Source organism: Paenibacillus sp. D51F, assembly GCF_053345695.1.
This window is the reverse complement of the sequence record NZ_JBKFAO010000001.1, coordinates 391652-417614: the sequence shown is the minus strand read 5'-3', so window position 1 is coordinate 417614 and position 25963 is coordinate 391652. Positions and strand designations below refer to the sequence as shown.

Genomic DNA, 25963 nt, shown 5'->3' with positions numbered 1-25963 from the left:
AAAGCCGCTTGGCTCCCGCTCTTTTATTTCGTCCTAAAGAATGGTAGAATTTAAGATATGGCATTTTTCCTGGATGATTATGCCTTGAGTCCCTCGGCCGGCCATCTCCGCTGCGGCTTCGGACTCGCTTCCGGCTAGCGGCGAGGGCGTCAAGACGGCCGCCCTTGATTCCTTTTTTTTCTTTGCTGGGTTGAATTGGCAGGCGAAAAAAATGTAGAAAAAAGAGGGAAAATATTAACTGTGTTGAATATGTAGGATCAGATTAAAAAGGAATACCGATAAATGCGACCCGAAACGGAGGTGCCGCGGAATTGGGCAATAACGACATCATTGTCAGTTTGGACATCGGTACATCCAAGGTTCGAGTTATTATTGGCGAAGTGACAGGCGGAGCCATTAATATAATTGGAGTTGGATCGTCCGACTCGGAAGGCATCCGAAAGGGAGCCATTGTAGACATCGACCAGACCGTCAAGTCGATCCGCAACGCGGTCGAGCATGCGGAGAGAATGGTCGACATTCAAATTTCGGAAGTGTACGTAGGCATTCAAGGAAACCATATCGCGCTGCAGAGCAATCACGGCGTCGTGGCTGTTTCCAACGAGGATCGCGAGATCGGAGAGGAAGACATCGAACGCGTGCTGCAGGCGGCCAAGGTCGTGGCGCTGCCCCCGGAACGCGAAATCATCAATCTCGTGCCCAAGCAGTATTTGGTCGACGGACTTGAAGGCATTTCGGATCCGCGCGGCATGATCGGCGTCCGTCTCGAAGTGGAATCCACCATCGTGACCGGAGCGAAGACGGCCATACATAATCTGATCCGCTGCGTGGAGAAGGCAGGGCTGCACATCTCCGGCATCATCCTGATGTCGCTGGCGTCCGGCATGATGTCCCTCAGCAAGGATGAGAAGTCGATGGGAACGGCCATCGTCGACATCGGCGCCGGCTCCACCACTCTGTCGATCTTCGATCAGGGCGGGCTTGCTGCCACGTCGACGCTGCCGGTCGGAGGGGAATTCGTCACCAACGACATTTCCTACGGCCTGCGCACGCAGACGGAGCAAGCGGAGAAGATCAAGCTCAAGTACGGCTGCGCATCCGTGTACGACGCTGCGGAGGACCAGCGCTTCAAGGTGACGCGGCTCGGCTCCAACGTCGAGAAGGAATTCTCCCAGGTCGATCTGGCGAACATCATCGAGCCGCGCATGGCCGAGATCTTCTACATGATCCGCCAGGAAGTCCGCCGTTTGGGCTATGCCCAAAAAATCCAGGGCTACGTGCTCACCGGAGGCACAGTGAACTTGCCGGGCACGCTGACCGTTGCGCAGCAGGAACTGGAATCTTCCGTCCGCATCGCTGTCCCGGACTTCATCGGCGTACGCGACCCTGCCTTCGGCAGCGGAGTCGGAATGATTCAATATGTGAGCAAGCATATGACGATTCGCAATTCGGGAGCGGTCAAGAAGCAGGCAAGCCGCAAGACGGGAACCGCAGCCCCCGCTAAACCCGGCATGATTGAACGAATCAAGAACATGTTCAGCGAATTCATCTGATCGGGGGAAATAGAATGTTGGAGTTCGATATTGACTTGGAACAACTGGCACAAATTAAAGTCATCGGTGTCGGGGGCGGCGGCAGCAATGCGGTGAACCGGATGATCGACAACGGAGTGAAGGGCGTGGAGTTCATTACGGTGAACACCGATGCCCAGGCGCTCCACCTTGCCAAGGCGGAGCATAAGCTTCAGATCGGCGACAAGCTTACGCGCGGCCTCGGAGCCGGCGCGAATCCGGAGGTCGGCAAGAAAGCGGCCGAGGAGTCCCGCGATCTCGTCGCCGCCACGCTCAAAGGCGCGGACATGGTGTTCGTGACCGCCGGCATGGGCGGCGGCACCGGTACCGGCGCCGCTCCCGTCATCGCCGAAATCGCCCGCGAATGCGGTGCTCTGACGGTCGGCGTCGTGACCCGTCCGTTCACCTTCGAGGGCCGCAAGCGCTCGAACCAGGCCGAGCACGGCATCGAGGCGCTGAAGGAAAAGGTCGACACGCTGATCATCATTCCGAACGACCGCCTGCTTGAGATCGTCGACAAGAAGACGCCGATGCTCGAGGCGTTCCGCGAAGCCGACAACGTGCTTCGCCAGGCCGTGCAGGGCATTTCCGACCTGATCAAGGTTCCGGGCCTCATCAATCTCGACTTCGCGGACGTGAAGACGATCATGACCGAGCGCGGCTCCGCCCTCATGGGCATCGGCATCGCGACCGGCGAGAACCGCGCGACCGAAGCGGCCCGCAAGGCGATCCAGAGCCCGCTGCTCGAAACGTCGATCGACGGAGCGCGCGGCGTCATCATGAACATCACCGGCGGCACGAACCTGTCGCTGTACGAGGTGAACGAAGCGGCCGAGATCGTCATCGAGGCTTCCGATCCGGAGGTCAACATGATCTTCGGCGCGATCATCGACGAGGATTTCAAGGACGAGATCAAGGTGACCGTCATCGCGACAGGCTTCGAGCACAAGGCGGCGCCTGTTCAGCCGGCCCGCCGCCCGCAGACCCAAAGCCATGGAGCCGCTCCCGAGCCTCAAGAGCAGCGCGCCCCTCAGCCTAGCGCCAAGCCGTTCACCAATACGCCGAGCGACCAGCTGGAGATTCCCGCTTTCCTGCGCAACAACCGCCCGCGCGGCGACCGCTGATCCGCACTCCTATCAAGACCGCATCTTCCTACGGAAGATGCGGTCTTTTTCTATGCCTGAAACCGACAAGCGTCCCGGCCATCTCTGTCAAAGCCTTGTTCATCTCCATTTTATCGAGGTCGAAAAGGGGAGAATCAGCTCCGCCGCGCCTCACAGCTTCCGACAAAATTAGTTGCGGCGGCGCGCCAGGTTTAGACAGACATTGTGCTTGGCGCTGCACTATACTTGTTTCTATCGTTCCCCGGCTTGCTCTGTTGGCAGAGCCGGACGGTGCCGAAGGGTTGATGATCGGCTGGGTCAGGATCGCCCCGAACGAGCCGGGTGGACAGGAGGTGGCTTCAGCTGGCCGTATACGTCGATGTGCTGTTTCTCAAGGAGCTGATGGTGGACGGCTCCATGCTGCTGCTCACTGCCTGGGTGCGCGGAATCAAGGCCAAGCCGTGGCGGGTATTGACCGCTGCAGCCATCGGCGGGATCTATGTGACCTTGATGCTTTTTCCGCCGCTGTCCATGCTGTTTACCGTCATCGTCAAGGCGGCTATATCGCTGATTATAATCGCGGTCGCCTTCGGTTATGCCGATACCCGCAGCTTTGCCCGTCATGTGGGAACGTTTTACGCAGTCAATTTCGTAGCGGCTGGCGCCGTTCTCGGCATCTACTATTTTCTTATGCAAGGATCCGGAAAAGTATGGAGGACGATGACGCTGCTGCGGCATGGAGTCGCATTCGAAGTGCAGATGGGCGGCGTATACGCGATCAGCTTCCTATGCATCGGCTTGTACGTCTTCCGCAGCGTCGTCAGCGGACGAAGGCAGAAGGAGCTGGTGCTGACTCATCTGGCTGAAGTATCCGTCATCATCGGCGGCAAGGAGCATCGCTGCACCGGCCTCGTGGATACGGGCAACCAGCTCTACGACCCGCTCTCCCGGACACCGGTCATGGTGATGGAAGCCTCGCTGTGGGAGGACGAGATCCCTCCCGGCTGGATGCAGGGAATCCGGGATTCCCAGGTGGACCGGCTGATCGCGGGGCTTGGACAAGAGGAGTTTCCTTGGCAGGACCGCTTGCGGCTCGTCCCCTACCGCGGAATCAACAAAGGGACGCAGTTCATGCTCGCCGTCAAGCCGGATACAGTCGTCATCGTAAGAGAAGGGCAGCGGAGCGAATCGAGCAAAGTGCTCATCGGACTGGATGGAGGCAAGCTGGCAGCTGACGGCTCTTACCGCGCTATCATCCACCCTTCGCTGGTGGAGCATCGGGCCGGCTGACCAACAAAAGAGGAGATGGGGACTACAATGGTTAAATTCCGGCTGAATATGCAGTTGTTCTATTACCGCCTGCTGTTTTTGCTCGGGCTGAAAAGCCAGGAAATTTATTATATCGGCGGCAGTGAAGCGCTTCCTCCCCCGCTTACGCGCGAAGAGGAGGAGTACCTGCTCGAGAGGCTTCCGTCCGGGGACAGCGCGATCCGAGCCATGCTCATCGAGCGCAACCTGCGGCTTGTCGTCTACATCGCCCGCAAGTTCGAGAATACCGGCATCCACATCGAGGATCTGGTGTCGATCGGAGCCATAGGCCTTATCAAGGCCGTCAATACGTTCGATCCCGAAAAGAAGATCAAGCTGGCTACGTACGCTTCGCGCTGCATCGAGAATGAGATTCTGATGTTCCTGCGCCGCAACAGCAAGACGAGGACGGAGGTATCGTTCGACGAGCCGCTGAACATCGACTGGGACGGCAACGAGCTGCTGCTCTCGGACGTGCTCGGCACCGAGAACGACACGATCTACCGGAACATCGAGGAGCAGGTCGACCGCAAGCTGCTGCACAAGGCGCTCGACAAGCTCACGGAGCGGGAGCGCATCATCATGGAGCTGCGCTTCGGGCTTGCCGACGGGGAAGAGAAGACGCAGAAGGATGTCGCCGATCAGCTCGGAATCTCGCAATCCTATATTTCCCGCCTCGAGAAGCGGATCATCAAGCGACTGCGCAAGGAATTCAACAAAATGGTCTGATGTGCAGGCAGCGGCCTGGAGCAAACCAAAAGCCGGCCTCTCCATGGGAGGGGCCGGCTTTTGACTGCTGAGCGGCCGGAAGGAAAGGCTGAAGCGGGAGCCTCAGGAAAGGCCGAGCGCGCAGCGGGCGGCATGGATGCCGCTGGCCGCCGCCTGGGAGAGGGAATGGGTCGAGCCGGAGCAGTCTCCGATCGCATACAGCCCTTCCACTTCCGTCTGGAAGCGGCAGTCGACCGCCAGCCTGGGAGCATAGAATTTGCCGTCAAGCGCATAGAGAAGCGTATCGCCGTCAAGACGTTCGCCGAGCAGCCGCTCCAGCGCGGCCAGGAATTCCATGGCGGCTCGCACGTACAGCTCCGGCAGCTCCTCGGCCAGGTTTCCCGGATCCGCCTCGATCGACGGCCTGATCCTGTTGGAGCGGATGCCTTCGTGGCTGGTGGAACGTCCGCGGCGGAGATCGTCCAGCCTTTGGACGGCCAGGCGATCCCCGCCCCGGTTGACCTTCCCCAGCACTTGGCGGGCGCATGCATCGGCATCCTGCAGCGTTGGGAAGAGGCGCGGAACGAACAGGGTGAAATTGAGGTTAGAGCTTTTGCTTCCTTGTTCCTTGAAGTTCTGGCCATCGGCCATGACGAGGCCCTCCTGATGCTTGCGGATGATGCGGCCGCTTGGATTCATGCAATAGGTTGTCGCCGAGAAACCGTCACCGTCATATCGCAGCTTGGTCTCGAACGTTTCCTGAAGAATGGAATCCAGCTGCCCTCCAACCATTTCCAGCCGGATGCCGAGATCCAGCCGGGTCTGCCTCGCCTCCAGGCCGAGCGTCGGAAGCATTTGCTCCAGCCAGCCGGCGCCGCTGCGTCCCGTGGCGAGAAACACCTTTTTCGATGACAAGGTCCTTCCATCCGAAAGGAGAAGGTTGAAGCCTCCTGTTTCCTTGTCCAGCGAGACGACCTCGGTCTGAAAGCTGAAGTCCGCCCATGCCGACAGAGCTTCATAGAACCCGTCCAGCACTTGCCGCGACAAGCGGGTGCCCAAATGGCGGACGGTGGAGCTGAGCAGCTTCAAGCCGCCGGCTTCCGCCCTGGCGGCAAGGCTGCTGCTGTGCGTCCGGTAAGGAACGGCTGCGGCGGCTCCGTACAGGCACAGGATGCGGTCGACCTCGTCCATCCGTTCCATCGCGAGCCGTACGCCGAGCAGCGCTTCCAGCTCGCCGCCGAAGTCGGTCGTGAAATTGTATTTTCCTTCGGACCGGCCCAGGCCGCCGAATCCGATGTAAGCTTCGCAGGCGTCGCACTGGCAGCTGCCTCCCCGCTCCAGCGGGCAGCTTCGTTCCCTCGGCGGCTTTCCTTTGTCCGCCACCAGCACCTTGAGTTCAGGCGCGGCCTCCATAAGGGCGTGGGCGGCGAAGATGCCGGCGACTCCGGCTCCAATGATCGTGACATCATACATAAATGAACGCTCTCCTTTATGCTTTCATTTTAGCATGGGAACAGGCCTTCGAACATGTTGCGGCGCCGGAGCGAGGGAGGGAAGGTTTGAATAAAGCCAAAAAAGGGTTTGACCCTGAGAATGACTATCAATTAGTATAGAGTTTATACAGAATTTTGTATCAAAACCAACCGGAAAAGAGTGAAGACATGCTCCGCCGATTTTTCTCTCACTACCGCCCGTTTCTGGGCCTCTTCATCCTTGACTTCACCTGCGCCGTCGTCGCCGGCCTGCTCGAGCTCGCATTTCCGGTCGCGGTCCAGCAGTTCATCAACAAGCTGCTCCCGAGCGGCGACTGGCAGCTGATCGTCTGGGCGTGCGTCGGCCTGCTGGCGATCTATGCGATGAACACGGTGCTGAATTATGTCGTCAACTACTGGGGGCATATGCTCGGCATCAACATCGAGACGGAGATGCGGCGCAAGCTGTTCGCGCATGTGCAGAAGCTGAGCTTCCGCTTCTTCGACAACAACAAGACCGGCCATCTCATCGGAAGAATGACCAACGACCTGACCGAGGTCGGCGAGGTCGCGCATCACGGGCCGGAGGATGTATTCATCGCCATCATGACGCTGCTGGGCTCGTTTGCCCTGATGGCCTACATCAATCTGGAGCTGGCGCTGCTCACGTTCGTCATCGTGCCGATCATGGCCTGGCTCGTCATCTTCTTCGGCCGCCGGATGGGCTCAACCTATGGCCGGCTGTTCGGCAATGTCGGCAGCTTCAACGCCCGCATCGAGGACAATGTCGGCGGCATCCGCGTCGTGCAGTCTTTTGCCAACGAGGAGCATGAGAACAAGCTGTTCGCCGTCGACAACCAGAACTTCCGCACGACGAAGCTGATGGCCTACAAGACGATGTCCAAGAGCATCAGCATCACGTACATGCTCATGCGCCTGATCACGATCTTCGTCATGATCGCGGGAGCGTGGTTCATGATCGAAGGCCGGATCAACCTCGGCGACTTCATGGCGTTCATCCTGCTGTCGAACGTCTTCTTCAAGCCGATCGAGAAGATCAACGCGGTCATCGAGAGCTATCCGAAGGGGATCGCCGGCTTCAAGCGGTATTGCGAGATCATGGACACGGATCCCGATATCCAGGACAAGCCGGGCGCCGCCGAGCTGAAAAACGTCAGCGGCGGCATCGAATTCAGCCATGTCTCCTTCGGCTATGAGCCGGATCGTCCGATTCTGAACGATATCAGCCTCCGCATCAAGCCGGGAGAGACGGTCGCCTTTGTCGGTCCGTCCGGAGCCGGCAAGACGACGATCTGCAGCCTGCTGCCGCGTTTCTACGAGGTGGAAGGAGGCTCGATCAAGGTGGACGGCAAGGACATCCGGGACGTGAAGCTGGAGTCGCTGCGCCGCCAGATTGGCATCGTGCAGCAGGACGTCTTCCTGTTCTCCGGCACGATCCGCGAGAATATCGCCTATGGCAACCTGCAGGCGAGCGAAGAGGAAATCTGGGAAGCGGCGCGCCGCGCGTCGCTGGACGAGCTGATCCGCAGCATGCCGGAAGGGATGGACACCGTCATCGGCGAGCGCGGCGTGAAGCTGTCCGGCGGACAGAAGCAGCGCATGTCCATCGCGCGCATGTTCCTCAAGAACCCGCCGATCCTCATCCTGGACGAAGCGACCTCGGCTCTCGACACCGAGACGGAGGCGGCCATCCAGGCCGCGCTGGCGGAGCTGTCCGTCGGACGCACGACGCTGGTCATCGCGCACCGGCTGAGCACGGTCCGCAATGCCGACCGCATCGTCGTCGTGAGCAAGGACGGCATCGCGGAGCAGGGCAAGCATCAGGAGCTGATCGCCGCGGGAGGCATCTACAGCCGCCTGCATGTGGCCCAAGCGAGCCAGGCCTAGAACAAGGGGGACCCGAGACCGAGCCAGCTGCCGCGAGGCGCTGAAAGGATGACAAGGAGGAGACGAGCCATGAAAGCGAACTGCACGATTCTCGACGACTATCAGGAAGCGGCTTTGAACTATGGGGATTGGAGCCGCCTGGACGACAGGATCGAGCTGTCGGTGCTGACGGAGCATTATGACAGCGAGGACGAGCTGGCGGAGATGCTGAAGGACGAGGAAATTGTCGTCATCATGCGGGAGCGGACGCCGTTCCGGGAATCGCTGCTGGCGCGGCTGCCGAAGCTGAGGCTGCTCGTGACGACGGGCATGCGCAACGCTTCCGTGGACCTTGAAGCGGCCGGACGGCTCGGCATCGCGGTCAGCGGCACTCGCGGCAGCTCGGAGGCGCCGATCGAGCTGACCTGGGCGCTGCTGCTCGGCCTGGCGCGGCATGTCCGCGTCGAGAGCGACGCCTTCCGCAGCGGCGGTCCTTGGCAGAGCACCGTCGGCAGCGACCTGAACGGCCGGACCCTCGGCCTGCTCGGGCTCGGCAAGATCGGAACCCGCGTAGCCGAGATCGGGCGGGCATTCGGGATGAATATGCTGGCGTGGAGCCAGAACCTCACCGAGGAGCGGGCGGCTCAGGCCGGCGTCCGTCTGGCGGATTCCAAGGAAGCGTTGCTGAAGGAGAGCGATTATGTGTCCGTGCATCTCGTCCTGAGCGACCGGACCCGCGGCTTGCTGGGCGCGGAGGAGCTGGCGCTCATGAAGCCGACCGCCTTCCTGGTCAATACGTCCCGGGCGGGCATCGTCGACCAGGAGGCGCTGCTGTCAGCCTTGAAGGAAGAGAGGATCGCAGGCGCGGGGCTGGATGTCTTCGACGTCGAGCCGCTGCCGGAGGACCATCCTTACCGGACGCTGCCGAACGTGCTGGCGACGCCGCATATCGGCTACGTGACGGAGAGCAACTATCGGCTGTACTTCGAGGATGCGGTGGAGGACATCGAGGCGTATTTGGCGGGCAGTCCGATTCGCCCGGTTCAGCCCTACAAGGGCTGATCGGACCGGGCCTGCCTGCATGAATCAACATGCGGCGATGGCCAAGGCTCGATGCCTTGATTCCGCCGGAACGAGAACTCGCTTTGCCTATCAAGCTGTCTATGATCCGCCCCGGGCGGATTAAGACAGCTTGTTTCTTTTTCAGGAAAGCATTGACAATTCAAGTGTATGATGCGCATAATACACTTATCGAGTGTATGAACCACATAGTACACACACGAACCGAGGTGCGAGATGGCAGGCGAAGAGGAGTGGCCGGAAGCGGCATTCAACAATAGGGATCCGGTTTATTTGCAGGTAGTCAAGCAGTTCAAGGAAATGATTGCGACCGGGAGGCTGCGCGGCGGCCAGACCGTTCCTTCGCGCAGGGAGCTCGCCTCCCGCATGAAGATCAACCCGAATACAGCCCAGAAAGCGTACAAGGAAATGGAGGATCAGAACTTGATCGTGACCGAAGGGAATTCGCCGAGCCATATTACGACGGACGCCGACGTGCTGAAGGAAATCCGCTCCGAGCTGCTCGGCGAGGCTGTGGAGGCGTTCGTGGAATCGGTCCGCAGGCTGGAAGCGCCTGTGGACGAATTGGTGGAGCTGGTCCGGGAGAAGTATGGGAGGCCTTCCGCTGCCGCCGACAACAATCATGATGGAACAGGAGGGATCCAGCGATGATCGAAGTAAGCGACATCCGCAAGCGGTATCGCCGCAAGAATGTTTTGAACGGGATTTCGTTCAAGGCGGAGAAAGGTCGGATCACCAGCCTCATCGGTCTGAACGGCGCCGGCAAATCAACGATTCTAAAGGCGATCATGGGACTTACGCCGGTTGATGGCGGAAGCATCCGTATCGGCGGCCAGCCTCTCTCCCCGGAGATATACCATACGATTGCTTTTATCCCGGATCGGCTCACGCTGCCGGGTTCCATGAAGCTGCGGGACGGCTTGCAGCTGATGTCGGATTTCTATCCCCGCTGGAATGCCGAAAAAGCCGAGGATTTGATGAGCTTCTTCCGCCTCGAGCGTGGAGAGCGGATCGGCCGGCTGTCCAAGGGGACAGCGGCCAAGTTCAACCTCGTGCTCGGCATGGCGCAGGATGTCGACTATGTGCTGATGGACGAGCCGTTCTCCGGCATCGACCTGTTCAGCCGCGAGATGATCGCCGAGGTATTTACGAGCCAGCTGGTTGAGGATCGCGGAGTGCTCATCACAACCCATGAAATCGGCGACATCGAGCATCTCGTCGATCGGGCGGTGATGCTGGATCAGGGTCATGTCATCCGCGACTTCGACTGCGAGGAGATGCGCGGCGATCACGGCAAGTCGATCATCGACGTCATGAGGGAGGTATATCGGACTTGAAAACGTATTTGAAGCTGGTGCATCTGGAGATTTACCGCTTTCGCTTCGTGCTTCTCGGACTGATGGCCATGACGTCCGCCATCCAACTGATCGGAATGCAGCTGGCGATGAGCGATCGGCTTCAAGCCGTTCGAGAGCAAATCACTCGCGAAGGATTGTCTCTGGCCCAATATTCGGAGAGATACAACGGTCTTCCGCTGGGCGAGATTTGGTCTCATAGAGAGAGCTGGATGACATTCCCGATCGTGATCTGCATCGCGGGAATCGGATTGTATATATTCCTCATCTGGTATAGGGACTGGTTTGGCAGGTCGGCTTTTGTCTATCGGCTGCTGATGCTGCCGCAATCAAGATTCCTCCTGTATGTGTCCAAATTCACAGCGCTGATGACGTTCGTGTTCAGCTTGTTCGCTCTGCAGATAGGCATCATAGCCGTTCAGATGACAATGTACCGGCTGCGCATGCCCGACGAGCTGCGCGTTCCACGAACCTTGGTCGATACGATTCGAGGCATGGATCTGGTCATCTTCATTCCGGTGCGCCTGCATGAATTTCTGCTGGTCTACGGATTCGGAGCGGTATTCGTGCTCTTGCTGTTCACGACCATTCTTCTGGAGAGAAGCTATCGGTTCAAAGGATTGCTTGCCGGGTCGGCTTACACGGCCGGAACCTTGGTGCTGGTCGCATGGATGTGGGGCCGGGCGGAAAGAGGGATGGCCTTCCTGTATCCTTCCGAGCTGCTGGCGGCTGCGATTGCTCTCATGCTGCTCAATGCGGGGCTGTCGCTGTGGCTCGGCAGATGGCTGCTTCGCACCAAAGTCACGGCATAAGGAGGAACTATGAGAAGAAGATACGGATACAGCCTCGGGCTTGCTGTCCTAAGCGCCGCGGTCCTGGCCGCTTACGCGGGAGCCGCCGGCGCCGACAGCACTCCCCCATACAAGCTCGTTACACTGGAAGGCAGCACGGAGGTTATGAAAGGCTTCGTCCTGGAAGGACTCGGTTCCCGCTTGTCGGCGGACGGGCGGAGGGAAAGGACGGGAAGCCGGTTTTTATCCGCTCCCTTCGAGGATTTGATCGAGCCGGACAGATACTCTTCCGAGCGGAACCAGCTGATTATCTCCCATCGCTCCTTCATGCGCGGGCATCGATATGATGATTCGTTCTACAGGGACGGGAATTCCGTCATCGGTGCCGATATGGACAACAACCTTTCGTCCGTGAAGATTCGAATTCTGGATCTTGCCGGTTCCGGCAGCAAGGAATTCACCGTGCCCGTTCAGACGAGCGCTGCGAAGGCGGACAATCTCCTTTACCAGGATAAGACCGTTCTGGATATCCAGCAGATAGGAAGCCGCATCCACCTGCTGGTGCGCGGACAGCATGACAGCCCGGACAATGGACCTGCGATCTGGACTTTTACGGATTATATCGTCGACAAGGAGAGCGGGGAGCTGCTGCAGGCGGAGGAGCTGTACCAAACGGTCCCGGATCCTGACCCTTATACGGAGACAACGGTCGAGCTGATCGGCGAGGTGCGCGAGCTGGAGCCCTCGCCTTCCGTGATGTTCAATGTGAAGACGATCAAGCGCAAGGGAGCGGATGCCGATGCGTCCGGACAGGATCCGGTTCTGACAGGATGGCGCATCATCGGTTACGATTACGCCAGCGGCGATACCTGGGATCTGCCCAAGGCGGGAATGGATCGAGTCAAACAGGGGCTTGCGCCGAGGCTGCACGAAGGAAAGCTTTATGCCTTCAACGAGCGGAATGCCGAGCCGCTCATTCATGTACTGGACGCCCGGACGGGAGAGCCGTTGGCGGAGCCTTTGAAGCTTCTTCGAAGCGGCAACGCGGGATTGCGCAGCATCCGGCTCGAGAAGGGATTGATTTACGACAACCTGATCCTGAATAAAATTCCCACCGTCGTGGTCTACGAGGAGAAGACGCGCAAGGTTATATACCGCGGCGCCGTAGAGCGGACGGACAGCGATGCGCAGAGCGTCGATTACCAGTATTTCCAGTTCAACTACTACGGGGAATGAAGCCGATTTTCCTGATTTGCCGAGGCCAAACGCCGAGGCTTTTTTTTCGTCAACGACAGCTCGGCAATTCCTCGCTGCCAGTCGCTTGGATGCGTTTCCAGGCTTCTGACGGCTCTGTCGGACGCTGTCGGAACAGGAATAAAAATGAAGCCCAAGGAGATAATGCTTATTAATGTTTCTCCTTGGGAGGTAGTCACAATTGACCCGAAATAAAGTCGAGATCTGCGGAGTGGATACTTCCAAACTCCCCGTGCTTACGAACGTCGAAATGAGGGAGCTGTTCACCGCTCTCCAGACCCAGAACGAGTGGTCCGCCAGAGAGAAGCTCGTGAACGGGAACCTGAGGCTCGTCCTCAGCGTCATCCAGCGGTTCAACAACCGGGGAGAATTCGTGGACGACCTGTTCCAGGTCGGCTGCATCGGACTCATGAAGGCCATCGATAATTTCGACCTCAGTCAAAACGTCAAATTTTCCACATATGCCGTCCCCATGATTATCGGCGAGATCCGCCGCTACCTGCGGGACAACAACCCGATCCGGGTGTCGCGATCGCTGCGGGACATCGCCTACAAGGCGCTGCAGGTCCGCGACAGCCTCACGAACCAGAATTCCCGCGAGCCGACCATCTTCGAGATTTCCGAGGCGCTCGGCGTGCCGAAGGAGGATGTCGTCTTCGCCCTTGACGCCATCCAGGATCCGGTTTCCCTGTTCGAGCCGATCTACCATGACGGCGGCGACCCGATCTACGTGATGGACCAGATCAGCGACGACCGCAACAAGGAAATCAGCTGGATCGAGGAGATCGCCCTGCGCGAAGCGATGCACAAGCTGAACCAGCGCGAGAAGATGATCCTGTCGATGCGCTTCTTCGACGGCAAGACGCAGATGGAGGTCGCCGACGAGATCGGCATCTCGCAGGCGCAGGTGTCCCGGCTCGAGAAGTCGGCCATCCAGCAGCTTCAAAAGCATGTCAAGAGCTGAGGCAGGCCATGCGGCCACGAAGCTCGGGCGCCTTCGGGCGCCTTTTTCATGCGGGCTTGGGCTGATCGGCCCGCTTCCGTCATATACTGGGAGCACTAGATCTCCATGACGGGAAGTGCGGCGCATGCTCATGAAAATATCCGAATTCCAAACCAAGGACGTCATCAATATCGTGGACGGCAAAAAGCTCGGCCAAATCAGCGACATGGAAATCGATCTGAGGCAGGGGCGCATCGATTCCATCGTCGTGCCTAATTTCACCCGCTTCTTCGGCATGTTCGGCAGCGGGGCGGATCTCATCATTCCGTGGCGCAACATCGTCAAGATCGGCGCCGACGTCGTGCTCGTCCGGATGGAGAACGTCGGCGGGGTCAAGGCGTACCTGGAGGATGACGACATCCAGGAGAAGCTGTAGCGAAAAGCCGCGGCGATTCCGCCCCGCCTTCCCCGCTCCGCGGCGGACATGGTACACTAGGCTGGAGGTGATGGCAATTGGAAGCATTCGTACAGCGCGATAGCGTGAACCCGGCGAAGGAAGCTTCGCTTTTTTTATTGGAATCATGGACCGGCGGGGGCAGCGTTACGGCCGGCTTCACCGGACGGCAGGGCGGCGTAAGCCGGGAGCCCTGGGCTTCCCTGAATATGGGGCTGCATGTCGGGGACGACGACGCGTCTGTCCGGACGAACCGCATGCGGCTGGCAGACGCGCTCGGCTGGCCCTATGAGTCGTTCACCTGCGGAGAGCAGGTGCATGGCTGCGCCGTTCAGGCTCTGACGAGGGGCGATGCCGGCCGCGGGCGCGACTCGCGGGCGACGGCCGTCCCGGATACGGACGCGCTGATGACGGATGAGCCGGGCGTTCTGCTCGTCTCCTTTTACGCCGACTGCGTGCCCTTGTACTTCTGGGACCCGTCCAGGGGAGCGGTGGCGCTTGCCCATGCGGGCTGGAAGGGAACCGTAGGGGAAATCGCCCGCGCGACCATCGAAGCGATGGGCAGCCGGTACGGCAGCAAGCCTGCCGACATCCGCGGGGCTGTCGGGCCGTCGATCGGATCATGCTGCTACGAGGTCGACGAGGCCGTCCTGGGGCGCGTTCGTCCGCTGCTCGGCGAGCTCGCCGCAGCAGGAATCGCTTCCGGCGTCCCGGTCATTCACGGGGAGACGCCGGGCCACGGCAGGCTGAACTTGAAAGAGCTCAACCGACAGATTATGATAAAAGCAGGAATTATGCCGTCGAATATAGAAGTTACGCAGTGGTGCACCGGCTGCCGCAAGGATTTGTTCTTCTCCCATCGGATGGAAGGCGGCAGCACGGGGCGGATGGCAAGCTGGATCGGCATGGAAAGCAGGTGACGCTTTTGTCGCTGACGGAGCGGAAGGCGGAAGTGGATAGAAGGATCGCGGAGGCTTGCGCCCGCAGCGGACGCAGCCCGGAGGAAGTGAACGTCATCGCGGTGACGAAGTATGTATCCATCGGCAGGACCAGGGAAGCGCTGGACAGCGGCTGCGTCCATCTGGGCGAGAACCGCTGGCAGGACGCCAAGGACAAGTGGGAGGCATTTCCGGAAGGCTCCTGCGGAGAGGGAGAAGCCCCCGTCTGGCATTTTATCGGTTCGCTGCAGACGAACAAGGTGAAGGACGTCATAGGCAAGTTTACATACATCCATTCGCTGGACAGGCTTTCCCTGGCGGATGCAATCGACAAGAAGGCCAGGAGCCTCGGCATCGTGGTCCCATGTTTCATTCAAGTCAACGTATCCGCGGAACATTCCAAGCACGGCATCGCCCCGGAGCAGCTCCGGGATCTCGCCTCGGGTCTCGCGGCCTACCCTGGCGTCAAGCCGGTCGGCCTTATGACGATGGCGCCCCATGACGAGGATTCCGAAGCTGCGCGTCCGGTCTTCCGGAGACTGCGGGAGCTGATGGAGCTGGCCAACCGCGAGAGCTGGTTTCAGGAACCGCTGACGGAGCTCTCGATGGGAATGTCGGGCGACTTCGAGGCAGCGGTGGAGGAAGGCGCGACATGGGTGCGGCTTGGAACCATTCTCGTAGGCAAAGAGGAGGAGCTGGTATGAAGGTGATTAACCGGTTCATGAACTATTTCGGCTTGCAGGATGAGGAAGAGATCATCGAGCGCGAGCCCGTCCATCAGCATGAGGATCATGAAGTTGAAACCTCGGCATCCGATATGCGTAAACCAACCAAAGGCAGCAATATCGTCAGCATCCATTCGCAGAAGAACATGCGCGTCGTGCTGAACGAACCCCGTTCCTATGACGAAGCGCAGGAGATCGCCGACCATCTGCGCAACCGGCGTTCCGTCATCGTGAACCTGCAGCGCGTCCGGACGGATCTGGCCGTGCGGATCGTCGACTTCCTCAGCGGCACCGTATACGCGTTGAACGGAAGCATTTCCAAGCTCGGCCCGAATATTTTTCTCTGCACGCCGGATTCTGTCGATGTTCAGGGCACCATAACCGAAATGCTTGCTGACGAAGACTACAGAAAAATGAGGTGACCTTGGCTTGGAGCAAGTCAAAGAGATCGTCCACACACTGGAATCGATTTACTACTTTATGATTTTCGGATACATTCTGCTTTCGTGGCTGCCCAACGCCCGCGAGAGCTTCATCGGCCAGTTCCTCGGCAAGATTGTCGAGCCTTATCTCAGCATCTTCCGCCGCTTCATCCCGCCGATCGGCGGCATGCTGGACATCAGTCCGATCGTCGCCCTGATCGCTCTGCGCTTCGTCGCGCAAGGCATCATCGGCGTGCTGGGCTTCTTCTTTTCCTAAGGCAGCCCAGTGGCAGACGGCCTTTATGAGCATTTTCATCCGGAGGAGCGGCCGTTCGTCGACCGCGCCCTGGAGTGGATCGGACGCTCGGCCCAGCTTCACGAGCTGAAGCGGACGGATTTCCTCGATCCCCGGCAGGCATCGATCCTGATGTCGCTCGCGAATCGGGAACCCGACGTCGGCGTTCGATTGGATGGAGGATACGAGGGAGCGGAGCGCAGGCGGGCGCTGATTGCTCCCTCTTATCGTTATTTGGAAGGCGAGGAGACCGGCATATCCGTGCTTGAAGTGCAAGCCGTCTCCGGCGGCCATCTGGAGCTGGATCACGGCGACTACTTGGGAGCCGTACTGGGGCTTGGAATCAAGCGCGACCGCATCGGAGACATCCATGTCGGTCCGGATGGAGCCCAATTGCTCGTCGCGGACGAGATCTCAGACTTCCTGAACGTGCATTTTCGCCAGGTCCACAAGCTCAGCGTTCTGACGTCGGTCAAGCCGCTGACGGAGCTGCGCCCGGTCGTCAGCCGCATGGAAGAGATGAGCTTCACCGTCGCGTCCATGCGGCTGGACGGAATCTGCAGCGACGTCTACCGGATCAGCCGGGCGAAGATCGTCGAGCCGATCCGGGCCGGCCGCTGCCGGGTCAACTGGAAGGGCGAGGAGGATCCTTCGAAGCAGCTCCGCGAAGGGGACGTCGTGTCCATCAAGGGACTTGGCAGGTTCAAGCTGCTGGAGGTCGACGGCATGACCAAGAAAGGCCGGATACGCGTCAAAGCAGGCAAATTCATCTGAATCCGGCTCCTCGGGAGCCTGGACGGTTCGGCTCCATGCGCTGCATGGAGCCATCCTTTTATTGACAGCAAAAAATGCCGCCGTTCCGACCGATATAGGGAGGACGGATATTTTTGGCGTGGATCAGAAATTTGCAGGAATTTGCCCGGAACTGTCGAATTGGGATATCACCAACGATCGGCTTACGACGAGAACAATCCAACAGGAGGTGCCCCAATGCCGCTGACGCCATTGGACATACATAACAAGGAATTCGGAAGAAGACTTCGCGGCTACGACGAGGATGAGGTCAATGAATTCCTGGACCAGGTCATCAAGGACTACGAGGCGCTCATCCGCGAGAACAAGGATCTTCAGAATCAGATTCTGAACCTGCAGGAGAAGCTCAACCACTTCTCCAATATCGAGGAGACGCTGAGCAAGACGATCATCGTCGCCCAGGAGGCGGCGGACGAGGTGAGGGGCAACGCCAAGAAGGAAGCGCAGCTGATCATCAAGGAAGCGGAGAAGAATGCCGACCGCATCGTCAACGACTCCATGATGAAATCCCGCAAGGTGTCGCTGGAAGTGGAGGAGCTCAAGAAGCAGGCTTCGATCTACCGGACCCGCTTCCGGACGCTGGTCGAGGCGCAGCTCGAGCTGCTCGCCCAGGACGGCTGGGACAAGCTGGAGAACGCCTCGAGCAGCCTGTCTCTGGAAGGCTCGAACTATTAGAGCGGCGGTTGACACGCAGGGACTGCTGTATGTAGTATAGAAATAGATATTGGCGACGATAATGGACCTGCAGGTCTTTATCGCGACATATGGATAACAGTCAATTTCATCGACGAGAACGAGTACGCTGAACGGTCGTTCCCCAGAGAGCCGGCATCCTGCTGCAAGCCGGCGTTCGAACTTCAGCCGAACATCCTCTCCGAGAAGCGGAGCCGAACAGCCCGGAGCGAAACTTTCGCTTCGTGCCGAGTAAGCCCCGCCGGCAGTCCCACGTTACAGGGAACGCGGATGGCAGGAATGCATCCGCTGCTGAGATGCCTATGTTGAGGCGGAGCACGGTCCGATCGGGGACCTGTTTCCAACTGCGACAGGGCAATTAGGGTGGTATCGCGAGTCATGCTCGCCCCTTTACACAGGGGCGGGCTTTTTTATTTTCCGAGAGAAGGGCGTGTCAGGCATGCAGAGAGTGGATGTGAAGGAAAAGGCGAGAAGCCGCGAGGAGCGGGTGCTGGCGAGATGGAGAGAAGAAGGGACGTTCAAAGCCTCGATCGAAAACCGGGAGGGCAAGCCGAATTTCGTCTTTTATGAAGGTCCGCCGACGGCCAACGGAGCTCCCCATATCGGCCATGTGCTGGGCCGCGTCATCAAGGACTTCATCGGCCGCTACAAGACGATGTCGGGCTACCGCGTCATCCGCAAGGCGGGCTGGGATACGCATGGCCTGCCGGTCGAGCTCGGCGTGGAGAAGCAGCTCGGCATTTCCGGCAAGCAGGAGATCGAGAACTACGGCGTCGAGGCCTTTGTCCAGAAATGCAAGGACAGCGTATTCGAATACGAGCGCCAATGGCGCGAGCTGACGGAAGCGATCGGTTATTGGACGGATATGGACGATCCGTACATCACGCTGAAGAACAGCTACATCGAGAGCGTGTGGCATATCCTTTCCACCATCCATGGCAAAGGGCTGCTGTACCGCGGCCACCGCGTCAGCCCGTACTGCCCTTGCTGCCAGACGACCCTCAGCTCGCATGAAGTGGCTCAAGGCTACGAGGATGTCAAGGATCTCAGCGCGACCGTCAAGTTCCCGCTGAAAAATGGCGAAGGCCATCTGCTCGCATGGACGACGACTCCATGGACGCTTCCTGCGAACACGGCCATCGCCGTCAATCCGGAGCTGACCTACTCCAAGGTGAAGCGGGACGGAGAAGTGTACTTCGTCGCCGAGAGCCTCGTGGAGAGCGTGTTCAAGGGAGACGACAAGCCGGAAATCGTCGGCAGCGTGAAAGGCTCCGAGCTGGTCGGACTTCCGTATGAAGCGCCGTTCGATTATGTTCCGATTGAGAACGGCCATGTCGTCATCGGCGCGGAATTCGTCAGCGACTCCAGCGGCACGGGCATGGTCCACATCGCGCCGGCCCATGGCGACGACGACTACAAGGCCGCCCGCAAAAACGGCATCGGCCTGCTGGCCGTCGTCAACTCGCAAGGCCGCTACGTCGACGAGGTGACGGACTGGGCCGGCCGCTTCGTCAAGGACGGAGAGGTCGACATCGAGATCGTGCGCAAGCTGAGCGAGAAGGGGCTGCTCTTCTCCAAAGAGAAGTACGAGCACAGCTATCCGTTCTGCTGGCGCTGCAAATCGCCGCTGCTCTACTACGCCACGGAAAGCTGGTTCATCGAGACGACGGCCGTCAAGGATCAGCTCATCGCCAACAACAACGGCGTGGACTGGTACCCGGGCCATATCCGCGAGGGCCGCTTCGGCAAATTCCTCGAGGATCTCGTCGACTGGAACATCAGCCGCAACCGCTACTGGGGAACGCCGCTCAACGTCTGGATCTGCGAGGAGACCGGCAAGGAATACGCGCCGTCGAGCCTCGCCGACCTGCGGGCGCGCGCGACGACGGAGCTGCCGGAGGACTTCGAGCCTCACAAGCCGTATGTCGACGAAGTGAAGTTGCACAGTCCGTTCGCGGAAGGAGCGGTCATGACCCGCACGCCTGAAGTGATCGACGTCTGGTTCGACAGCGGCTCCATGCCGTTCGCCCAGCAGCATTATCCGTTCGAGAACGAAGGCCGCTTCGCCGAGCAGTATCCGGCGGACATCATCTGTGAGGGCATCGACCAGACGCGCGGCTGGTTCTTCAGCCTGCTGGCCGTCTCGACGCTGTATAACGGACGCGCTCCTTACAAGGCCGTCATCTCCACGGGCCATGTGCTCGACGAGAGTGGCCAGAAGATGTCGAAGTCCAAAGGCAACGTCATCGATCCGTGGGAAATCATCAACGAATACGGCACGGATGCGTTCCGCTGGGCTTTGCTGGCCGACAGCGCTCCATGGAACAGCAAGAAATTCTCGCGCGGCATCGTCGGAGAAGCCAAGTCGAAGGTGATCGACACGATCGTCAACACGCATGCATTCTTCGCTCTGTATGCAGACATCGACGGATACGACCCCGCTGCCGATACGCATCAGGCTTCCGAGGCGAAGCTGGACCGCTGGATCGTCTCCCGTCTCAACTCGCTCGTGCGCGGCGTCGTCAAAGGGCTGGAGGGCTGGGATTTCATGGGCTCCGCCAAGGCGATCGAGGCATTCGTCGACGAGATGAGCAACTGGTACATCCGCCGCTCGCGCGACCGCTTCTGGGGCAGCGGCCTGACCGGCGACAAGCTGGACGCCTACCGCACGCTGCGCCATGTGCTGCTGACGCTGTCGAAGCTGATCGCTCCTTACGCGCCGCTGCTTGCCGAGGACGTATACGGAAATCTCGGCGGAAAGGGCAGCGTCCATCTCGCCGACTATCCGACCGTCGACGAGGCCGCCATCGACGAAGCGCTTGAGCGCGACATGGAGACGGCCCGCCAGATCGTGGAGCTGGCCCGCAACGTGCGCAACGAGACGGGCATCAAGACCCGCCAGCCGCTGTCCGAGCTGATCGTCTCTCTGAGCGGCGACTTCGAGCTTGCCGAATACGAAGACATCATCAAGGACGAAATCAATGTGAAGGGCATCGCGGTGGAGCATTCCGACAGCGGCTTCGTCGACTTCGCGCTGAAGCTCAACCTCAAGGTCGCGGGCAAGAAATTCGGCAAGAACGTCGGACCGATCCAGGCTCATCTGAAAGCTCTCGACGCCGATACGGCCCGCGCGATCGTTCAAGGAGGAAGCTTCGTCTTCACGACGCCTGACGGCGAGGACGTTCCGGTCGCTCTGGACGAACTGCTCGTGGAGAAGCAGGCGAAGCCGGGCTTCGCGTCCGCATCGGGAGGCGGCCTCACGGTCGCGCTCAATACGGACATCACGCCGGAGCTGGAGCAGGAGGGCTGGGTGCGCGAAGTCATCCGCGCCGTGCAGGACACGCGCAAGAAGCTCGATCTGCCGATCGAGAAGCGCGTAGACCTCGTGCTTGATGCCGATGCGGAGCTGACGGCTGCGCTACAGGCATTCGACAGCCTGCTGCAGGACAGCGTCCTGCTGAGCAGCGTCTCGTTCGAAAGCGCCGAAGGCATGGAAAGAGTCGCTTTCGGAGAGCGCGAGTTCGGCCTGCTCATCCGCTAAGCAATTGGGCCAAGGCCGGCTGTGGATTGAATTACGGCCTTGACCATGGCGCCAGCCAAAGCCGACCCCCTGAAGGAATCCCTTCAGGGGGTCTTTTGTCTGCCTCCCCGGCTGCGTCCGGCTTAGGAGGAGGAAGAATCCTCCAGCCACCAATCGGACATACTAGATGGAACGGCGAAAGTCCAAGCCCCTTTTTTGCGTCGTGAAAGCAAAGAAGACAAAAGAAGAGCGGAAGTTCAGGAAAAAAGAGCGGAGGTGCGGCATGGGCGAAGACAAGCGCGGGGAAGAACGGGCTGAGCTCGAAAAAAGCAGCCGGCTCGAGGACCGGCTGGAGAAGATCGCAATGGACCTGGAACGCTCTCAAATGGCCGGATATGTGGATCTGCTCAATCGGCCGCTGTCGCTCATATGGCGCAACGTCGTCGCCGGCATCTCCAGAGGGGTCGGGTACGCGATCGGACTGACCGTTTTTGCCGCAACGATATTGTACATCCTTCAAGCCCTCGGCCAGCTGAATCTTCCCATTATCGGCGACTACATCGCGGATATTGTCCGGATCGTCCAGATCCAGCTGGAGGGCAAGGACGGTTATCAATAAGATTCACGCCTTCATTCATCAGAGGAAGGATGCGGACCGGAATCCAATCCATTCAAGCAGGATGCCGGCGGTTTCGTCTTGTTGAATCGGATGGAGCTGGGGCAAGGCAACGGAGAAGGGCTGCAGGCTTCGCAGCCGTTCGGCTACTCTTCCTCTCCGAGCTCCTCGCCTTCTCCTTGATCCATGTACTGCTTGTACTCCCGGTTCCGCACAACAGAGACATGCGTGCCGGTAATATCGGTGGCGAGAAAGCTCTCCAGAGGCTCCACGTACCCTTCGTTCTCGCCGTCCTCATTGCCTACATTGTCGTAGCTGTCGCCTGGAATCTCAGCCATGGCCGGAGAGTTGGCATTGCCCCAGCGCTCGACGATCTGCCAGGCGTCCTCGCCGTCGAAGCCGTTGTACGCGTCGTCGTCCTTGTCGGACTGGCCGAAGGGCATCGGCAGCAGGGTCAAGGCGTCGGTACGGCTGTGCGACACATGGTCGCGGGGCGCATGATCGATGCAGTAGCGGGTATCGGGCAGCGCTTCAAGACGCTCCGAGGGAATATCGGCGCCGCACTGGATGCATGTTCCATAAGAGCCGTCTTCCATCGCGGCAAGCGCGGATTCGACCCGGACCAGCTGCATGTCCTGCTTGTCCTGAAGCATGAGATCCTTCTCGCGCTCGAACATTTCCGTGCCGAGATCTCCCGGATGGTTGTCGATCGTGGACAGCTCGCCGGTCTCGTCCCGAAGGGAATTGAGCAGGCCGTCATGCTGGGTTTCCTTGCGCAGCAGCTCCAGCTCCTGCTTTTCTTGGATCAGCCGCCCGCGCATGCGGGCAAGAAACGAATCGGAATGAGGCATCGTTTGGCACACACCTTTCACAGATAGATCGATACTAGTGTGGTCGATTATCGCCTCGATTAGAGATGGGCTTCTATGGAAACGGGAGAGGCGCATCCACGGTGGCTCCTGGCCGAAGCGATATGCTACAATGGGACGGATGAGGAGGGAATCGCTTGAGGCTCAAAGGGTATTCATATTGGTTGGCGCTCGTCGTCATCGTTTTGGACCAGCTCAGCAAATGGGTCATTTCCAGCCGGCTCGAGCTGTACGAGCAGCTTAAAGTAATCGGGAATTTTTTTGTCATCACATCCATCCGCAATACGGGGGCGGCCTTCAGCATCCTGGAGGGCAAGCGGGCCTTCTTCCTGCTGATCACGCTCGCAGTGGCGGCAGGCATCATGTGGTATATCCACCAAAGCCGGAAGTCGGGGCGGACGCTGCTGCTGACGGCGCTCGGACTCGTGCTCGGAGGAGCTCTGGGCAACTTCATCGACCGTCTCCTGTACGGACACGTCGTCGATTTCCTCTCCTTCAACTTCGGCTCCTATTCGTTCCCGGTGTTCAACCTGGCGGATACGGCCATCACGATCGGAGTCGGGCTCATCATTCTCGATACCTTCCTCGGCGAGCGGCGCAATGCCGCCTCTTCGGAAGCGGATCAGCCCGGCGCAAGCGACAGCACGAGCGGCGCGTAATCGGCGCCTACCAAGAATGAAGTAAGGACTGAATTGCATGAATGAAGAAACCAATATCAATCAAAGCGTCTCCGGCCTCGACGAGGAGCATGGAGCCGAGCCTGTCCTGGAATGGACGGTGTCAGCCGAGGAAGCCAAGACGCGTCTGGACAAGTTCATTACGGACAAGGTGAACGACCCTTCCGTTTCCCGCACGCAGGTGCAGGAATGGATCGGCTCGGGCGCGGCTCTCGTAGGCGGGCGCCCTGCGAAAGCGAACTACAAGCTCTCCGAAGGCGACCTGCTGCAGGTTACCGTGCCTGAGCCTCAGGCTGCTGAAATCGTGCCGGAGGATATTCCTCTGGACATCGTCTACGAGGACGGAGACGTCATCGTCATCAACAAGCCTCGCGGCATGGTCGTGCATCCGGCTCCCGGCCATTCCTCCGGCACGGTCGTCAATGCGCTGATGTTCCATTGCAAGGATCTGTCGGGCATCAACGGCATGCTTCGCCCCGGAATCGTCCACCGCATCGACAAGGATACGTCCGGCCTGCTCATGGCGGCTAAAAACGACCTTGCCCATCTGTCGCTGGCGGCGCAGCTCAAGGATCACAGCGTCACCCGCAAGTATATCGCCTTGGTGCATGAGAACATGCATCACGACATCGGCACCATCGACGCACCGATCGGACGCGACGACAAGGACCGCAAAATGTTCACCGTCACGACAAAAGGCAGCAAGCACGCCGTGACGCACTTCAACGTGATGGAGCGGCTCGGGGACTATACGCTGCTCGAGCTTCAGCTTGAGACCGGCCGCACGCATCAAATCCGCGTCCATCTCAAATACATCGGTCATCCGCTGGCGGGAGATCCGGTATACGGACGCGCCAAGACAGTCGCTCTGGCCGGCCAGGCGCTCCATGCCGCGGTGCTCGGATTCACGCATCCCCGCACGGGAGAGCGGCTGCAGTTCGAAGCGCCGATTCCGGACGATATGCAGCATGTGCTGCACAGCCTGAGGAATCGTTGATTTTACCGGGCCGCACATGAGTCCGGCCGCAGCATCGTTGCCGGGCGAGAGGCAATTAATGCAAACATTTCTCGAAATGCTCTATTAAAACCATTTCCATGCTGAGCTATGCTGGATTGTAGCCGGCAGCCGGACGAGCGACTTAGCGACATCGGCCGGGGCCTATCATAAAGGACGAAAGGTGATTCCATTCCATGACTCAAATCAACTCCAACTTCCTCAATCTGCAGGGCAGCTACCTGTTCTCCGAAATTGCCAAGCGCCGCACGAAGTTCATCCAGGACAATCCGCAGGCGGAGATCATCAGCCTCGGCATCGGCGACGTGACCCGCGGGCTCCCGGAAGCCGTCACCAAAGCGATGCATGCTGCTGTCGACGAGCTGGCTGTTCCAGGCTCCTTCCGCGGCTACGGCCCTGAGCAAGGCTATGATTTCCTCGTGAACGCCATCATCGAGAACGACTACAAAGCACGCGGCGTGGATATCAAGTCCAACGAAGTGTTCGTCAGCGACGGCTCGAAATGCGATGTCGGCAACATCCAGGAAATCTTCAGCACGGACAGCATCGTAGCCGTGCAAGACCCTGTGTACCCTGTGTACGTCGACACGAACGTCATGGCGGGCCGCTCCGGCCTGTTCGACAGCGGGATCGGCCGCTATGAGAACATCGTCTACCTGGACTGCACGGCGGAGAACGACTTCAAGCCTTCCTTGCCGGACCGCAAGGTGGATCTGATCTATCTGTGCTACCCGAACAACCCGACGGGCATGACGCTGACGAAGGACGAGCTCAAGGTATGGGTCGACTATGCGCGCGAGAACAACTGCCTCATCCTGTTCGATTCGGCTTACGAAGCGTTCATTACCGAAGAGAACGTTCCGCACAGCATCTATGAAGTCGAGGGAGCGCGCGAAGTCGCCATCGAGTTCCGCAGCTTCTCCAAGACGGCCGGCTTCACGGGCATCCGCTGCGCCTACACCGTTGTGCCCCGCGAGCTGAAGGGCTTCGACAAGGACGGCACCGAAGTCGTCGTCAACGACCTGTGGAACCGCCGCCACACGACCAAGTTCAACGGCGTCTCCTACGTGACCCAGCGCGGCGCGGAAGCCATCTACTCGGCTGAAGGCAAGGAGCAGATCTCAGGCCTCGTCGATTATTACATGACGAATGCCGGCATCATCCGCGACGGCCTGGCATCGCTCGGCCTTGAAGTGTTCGGCGGCGTCAACGCTCCATACATCTGGCTGAAGACGCCGAAGGGCATGGATTCCTGGGCGTTCTTCGACAAGCTGCTGTCGGAAGCGAACATCGTCGGCACGCCGGGCGTCGGCTTCGGCCAGAGCGGCCAAGGCTACTTCCGCCTGACGGCGTTCGGCAGCCGCGAGAACACGGAAAAAGCGGTCGAGCGCATCCGCAATCTCAGCCTTTAATGTCCTAAAGACTGGAAAACCCCGTTGTATTTATACACAACG

At 59.4% G+C, this 25963-nt stretch carries 25 protein-coding genes; 23 read left to right on the top strand and 2 right to left on the bottom strand.

Going from position 1 to position 25963, the window contains the following annotated elements; translation table 11 throughout:
- Positions 1–311: 311 nt before the first annotated feature.
- From ftsA to sigE, 4 genes are all read left to right on the top strand, one after another.
- Positions 312–1553, top strand: coding sequence for a cell division protein FtsA (gene ftsA / locus ACLBWT_RS02035; RefSeq protein WP_048749943.1), 1242 nt, complete (start codon positions 312–314; stop codon positions 1551–1553).
- Between the two features lie 14 nt (positions 1554–1567).
- The gene (ftsZ, locus tag ACLBWT_RS02030) at positions 1568–2695 is read left to right on the top strand and encodes a cell division protein FtsZ (RefSeq protein ID WP_447661420.1); all 1128 of its coding nucleotides are present in this window, start codon (positions 1568–1570) and stop codon (positions 2693–2695) included.
- A 321-nt stretch (positions 2696–3016) separates the two neighbouring features.
- Positions 3017–3964 (top strand): sigma-E processing peptidase SpoIIGA, encoded by a 948-nt coding sequence (spoIIGA, locus tag ACLBWT_RS02025; protein WP_447661419.1) that lies wholly within the window; start codon positions 3017–3019, stop codon positions 3962–3964.
- Between the two features lie 27 nt (positions 3965–3991).
- Complete coding sequence (sigE, locus tag ACLBWT_RS02020) at positions 3992–4711, top strand: RNA polymerase sporulation sigma factor SigE (RefSeq protein WP_076354877.1); 720 nt, start codon at positions 3992–3994, stop codon at positions 4709–4711.
- A gap of 102 nt (positions 4712–4813) precedes the next feature.
- On the opposite strand, the gene ACLBWT_RS02015 is transcribed toward sigE, so the two are convergent.
- Complete coding sequence (locus ACLBWT_RS02015) at positions 4814–6163, bottom strand: NAD(P)/FAD-dependent oxidoreductase (protein WP_447661418.1); 1350 nt, start codon at positions 6161–6163, stop codon at positions 4814–4816.
- 188 nt (positions 6164–6351) lie between these two features.
- Between ACLBWT_RS02015 and ACLBWT_RS02010 the strand changes: the two genes are divergently transcribed.
- The 16 genes from ACLBWT_RS02010 (at position 6352) to ACLBWT_RS01935 (ending at position 21951) form a co-directional block, all read left to right on the top strand.
- Positions 6352–8070, top strand: a complete 1719-nt coding sequence (locus ACLBWT_RS02010) for an ABC transporter ATP-binding protein (RefSeq protein WP_447661417.1) — start codon at positions 6352–6354, stop codon at positions 8068–8070.
- A gap of 69 nt (positions 8071–8139) precedes the next feature.
- Positions 8140–9111, top strand: a complete 972-nt coding sequence (locus ACLBWT_RS02005) for a D-2-hydroxyacid dehydrogenase family protein (protein ID WP_447661416.1) — start codon at positions 8140–8142, stop codon at positions 9109–9111.
- A 234-nt stretch (positions 9112–9345) separates the two neighbouring features.
- Positions 9346–9780: a GntR family transcriptional regulator gene (locus ACLBWT_RS02000; protein WP_447661415.1), complete on the top strand. Its 435-nt coding sequence runs from the start codon at positions 9346–9348 to the stop codon at positions 9778–9780.
- Positions 9777–10466, top strand: a complete 690-nt coding sequence (locus tag ACLBWT_RS01995) for an ABC transporter ATP-binding protein (RefSeq protein WP_447661414.1) — start codon at positions 9777–9779, stop codon at positions 10464–10466. Before ACLBWT_RS02000 ends, ACLBWT_RS01995 begins: the two co-directional genes overlap by 4 nt.
- Complete coding sequence (locus ACLBWT_RS01990; RefSeq protein WP_447661413.1) at positions 10463–11296, top strand: hypothetical protein; 834 nt, start codon at positions 10463–10465, stop codon at positions 11294–11296. Before ACLBWT_RS01995 ends, ACLBWT_RS01990 begins: the two co-directional genes overlap by 4 nt.
- A 9-nt stretch (positions 11297–11305) precedes the next feature.
- Positions 11306–12511, top strand: a complete 1206-nt coding sequence (locus ACLBWT_RS01985) for a hypothetical protein (RefSeq protein WP_447661412.1) — start codon at positions 11306–11308, stop codon at positions 12509–12511.
- A 199-nt stretch (positions 12512–12710) separates the two neighbouring features.
- On the top strand, positions 12711–13493 hold the full coding sequence (sigG, locus tag ACLBWT_RS01980) for an RNA polymerase sporulation sigma factor SigG (RefSeq protein ID WP_447661411.1): 783 nt from the start codon (positions 12711–12713) through the stop codon (positions 13491–13493).
- Between the two features lie 130 nt (positions 13494–13623).
- On the top strand, positions 13624–13908 hold the full coding sequence (locus tag ACLBWT_RS01975) for a YlmC/YmxH family sporulation protein (RefSeq protein ID WP_447661677.1): 285 nt from the start codon (positions 13624–13626) through the stop codon (positions 13906–13908).
- A gap of 77 nt (positions 13909–13985) precedes the next feature.
- The gene (gene pgeF, locus ACLBWT_RS01970; RefSeq protein WP_447661410.1) at positions 13986–14846 is read left to right on the top strand and encodes a peptidoglycan editing factor PgeF; all 861 of its coding nucleotides are present in this window, start codon (positions 13986–13988) and stop codon (positions 14844–14846) included.
- Between the two features lie 5 nt (positions 14847–14851).
- Positions 14852–15568 carry a YggS family pyridoxal phosphate-dependent enzyme gene (locus tag ACLBWT_RS01965; protein WP_447661409.1) on the top strand — a complete coding sequence of 239 codons (717 nt, stop codon included), beginning with the start codon at positions 14852–14854 and terminating at the stop codon, positions 15566–15568.
- Positions 15565–16011, top strand: coding sequence for a cell division protein SepF (locus tag ACLBWT_RS01960; protein ID WP_447661408.1), 447 nt, complete (start codon positions 15565–15567; stop codon positions 16009–16011). Before ACLBWT_RS01965 ends, ACLBWT_RS01960 begins: the two co-directional genes overlap by 4 nt.
- 7 nt (positions 16012–16018) lie before the next feature.
- Positions 16019–16288 (top strand): YggT family protein, encoded by a 270-nt coding sequence (locus ACLBWT_RS01955; RefSeq protein WP_021879797.1) that lies wholly within the window; start codon positions 16019–16021, stop codon positions 16286–16288.
- 9 nt (positions 16289–16297) lie between these two features.
- Complete coding sequence (locus tag ACLBWT_RS01950; protein WP_447661407.1) at positions 16298–17080, top strand: YlmH family RNA-binding protein; 783 nt, start codon at positions 16298–16300, stop codon at positions 17078–17080.
- A 216-nt stretch (positions 17081–17296) separates the two neighbouring features.
- The gene (locus ACLBWT_RS01945) at positions 17297–17794 is read left to right on the top strand and encodes a DivIVA domain-containing protein (protein ID WP_447661406.1); all 498 of its coding nucleotides are present in this window, start codon (positions 17297–17299) and stop codon (positions 17792–17794) included.
- Positions 17795–18251: 457 nt separating this feature from the next.
- A complete protein-coding gene (gene ileS / locus ACLBWT_RS01940; RefSeq protein WP_447661405.1) occupies positions 18252–21353 on the top strand; it encodes an isoleucine--tRNA ligase in 3102 nt (1033 codons plus the stop codon).
- 262 nt (positions 21354–21615) lie between these two features.
- Complete coding sequence (locus tag ACLBWT_RS01935; protein ID WP_447661404.1) at positions 21616–21951, top strand: DUF5665 domain-containing protein; 336 nt, start codon at positions 21616–21618, stop codon at positions 21949–21951.
- Positions 21952–22094: 143 nt separating this feature from the next.
- On the opposite strand, the gene ACLBWT_RS01930 is transcribed toward ACLBWT_RS01935, so the two are convergent.
- Complete coding sequence (locus ACLBWT_RS01930) at positions 22095–22799, bottom strand: TraR/DksA C4-type zinc finger protein (protein ID WP_447661403.1); 705 nt, start codon at positions 22797–22799, stop codon at positions 22095–22097.
- A gap of 155 nt (positions 22800–22954) precedes the next feature.
- Between ACLBWT_RS01930 and lspA the strand changes: the two genes are divergently transcribed.
- The 3 genes from lspA (at position 22955) to ACLBWT_RS01915 (ending at position 25921) form a co-directional block, all read left to right on the top strand.
- Positions 22955–23476 (top strand): signal peptidase II, encoded by a 522-nt coding sequence (gene lspA / locus ACLBWT_RS01925; protein ID WP_076354909.1) that lies wholly within the window; start codon positions 22955–22957, stop codon positions 23474–23476.
- Between the two features lie 37 nt (positions 23477–23513).
- Complete coding sequence (locus ACLBWT_RS01920; protein WP_447661402.1) at positions 23514–24491, top strand: RluA family pseudouridine synthase; 978 nt, start codon at positions 23514–23516, stop codon at positions 24489–24491.
- Between the two features lie 194 nt (positions 24492–24685).
- Positions 24686–25921 (top strand): LL-diaminopimelate aminotransferase, encoded by a 1236-nt coding sequence (locus ACLBWT_RS01915; protein WP_447661401.1) that lies wholly within the window; start codon positions 24686–24688, stop codon positions 25919–25921.
- The last annotated feature ends 42 nt before the right edge of the window (positions 25922–25963 follow it).

Excerpts from the sequence above, each read along its gene's own strand:
- ACLBWT_RS02010 (WP_447661417.1), top strand. The coding sequence starts at position 6,352 with ATGCTCCGCCGATTTTTCTCTCACTACCGCCCGTTTCTGGGCCTCTTC.
- ACLBWT_RS01975 (WP_447661677.1), top strand. The coding sequence starts at position 13,624 with ATGAAAATATCCGAATTCCAAACCAAGGACGTCATCAATATCGTGGAC.
- ACLBWT_RS01960 (WP_447661408.1), top strand. The coding sequence starts at position 15,565 with ATGAAGGTGATTAACCGGTTCATGAACTATTTCGGCTTGCAGGATGAG.
- ACLBWT_RS01920 (WP_447661402.1), top strand. The coding sequence starts at position 23,514 with ATGAATGAAGAAACCAATATCAATCAAAGCGTCTCCGGCCTCGACGAG.
- ACLBWT_RS02005 (WP_447661416.1), top strand. The coding sequence starts at position 8,140 with ATGAAAGCGAACTGCACGATTCTCGACGACTATCAGGAAGCGGCTTTG.
- ACLBWT_RS01935 (WP_447661404.1), top strand. The coding sequence starts at position 21,616 with ATGGGCGAAGACAAGCGCGGGGAAGAACGGGCTGAGCTCGAAAAAAGC.
- ACLBWT_RS01995 (WP_447661414.1), top strand. The coding sequence starts at position 9,777 with ATGATCGAAGTAAGCGACATCCGCAAGCGGTATCGCCGCAAGAATGTT.
- ileS (WP_447661405.1), top strand. The coding sequence starts at position 18,252 with ATGCAGAGAGTGGATGTGAAGGAAAAGGCGAGAAGCCGCGAGGAGCGG.
- ACLBWT_RS01915 (WP_447661401.1), top strand. The coding sequence starts at position 24,686 with ATGACTCAAATCAACTCCAACTTCCTCAATCTGCAGGGCAGCTACCTG.
- ACLBWT_RS02015 (WP_447661418.1), bottom strand. The coding sequence starts at position 6,163 with ATGTATGATGTCACGATCATTGGAGCCGGAGTCGCCGGCATCTTCGCC.
- sigE (WP_076354877.1), top strand. The coding sequence starts at position 3,992 with ATGGTTAAATTCCGGCTGAATATGCAGTTGTTCTATTACCGCCTGCTG.
- ACLBWT_RS01985 (WP_447661412.1), top strand. The coding sequence starts at position 11,306 with ATGAGAAGAAGATACGGATACAGCCTCGGGCTTGCTGTCCTAAGCGCC.
- ACLBWT_RS02000 (WP_447661415.1), top strand. The coding sequence starts at position 9,346 with ATGGCAGGCGAAGAGGAGTGGCCGGAAGCGGCATTCAACAATAGGGAT.
- ftsZ (WP_447661420.1), top strand. The coding sequence starts at position 1,568 with ATGTTGGAGTTCGATATTGACTTGGAACAACTGGCACAAATTAAAGTC.
- ACLBWT_RS01945 (WP_447661406.1), top strand. The coding sequence starts at position 17,297 with ATGCCGCTGACGCCATTGGACATACATAACAAGGAATTCGGAAGAAGA.
- ACLBWT_RS01930 (WP_447661403.1), bottom strand. The coding sequence starts at position 22,799 with ATGCCTCATTCCGATTCGTTTCTTGCCCGCATGCGCGGGCGGCTGATC.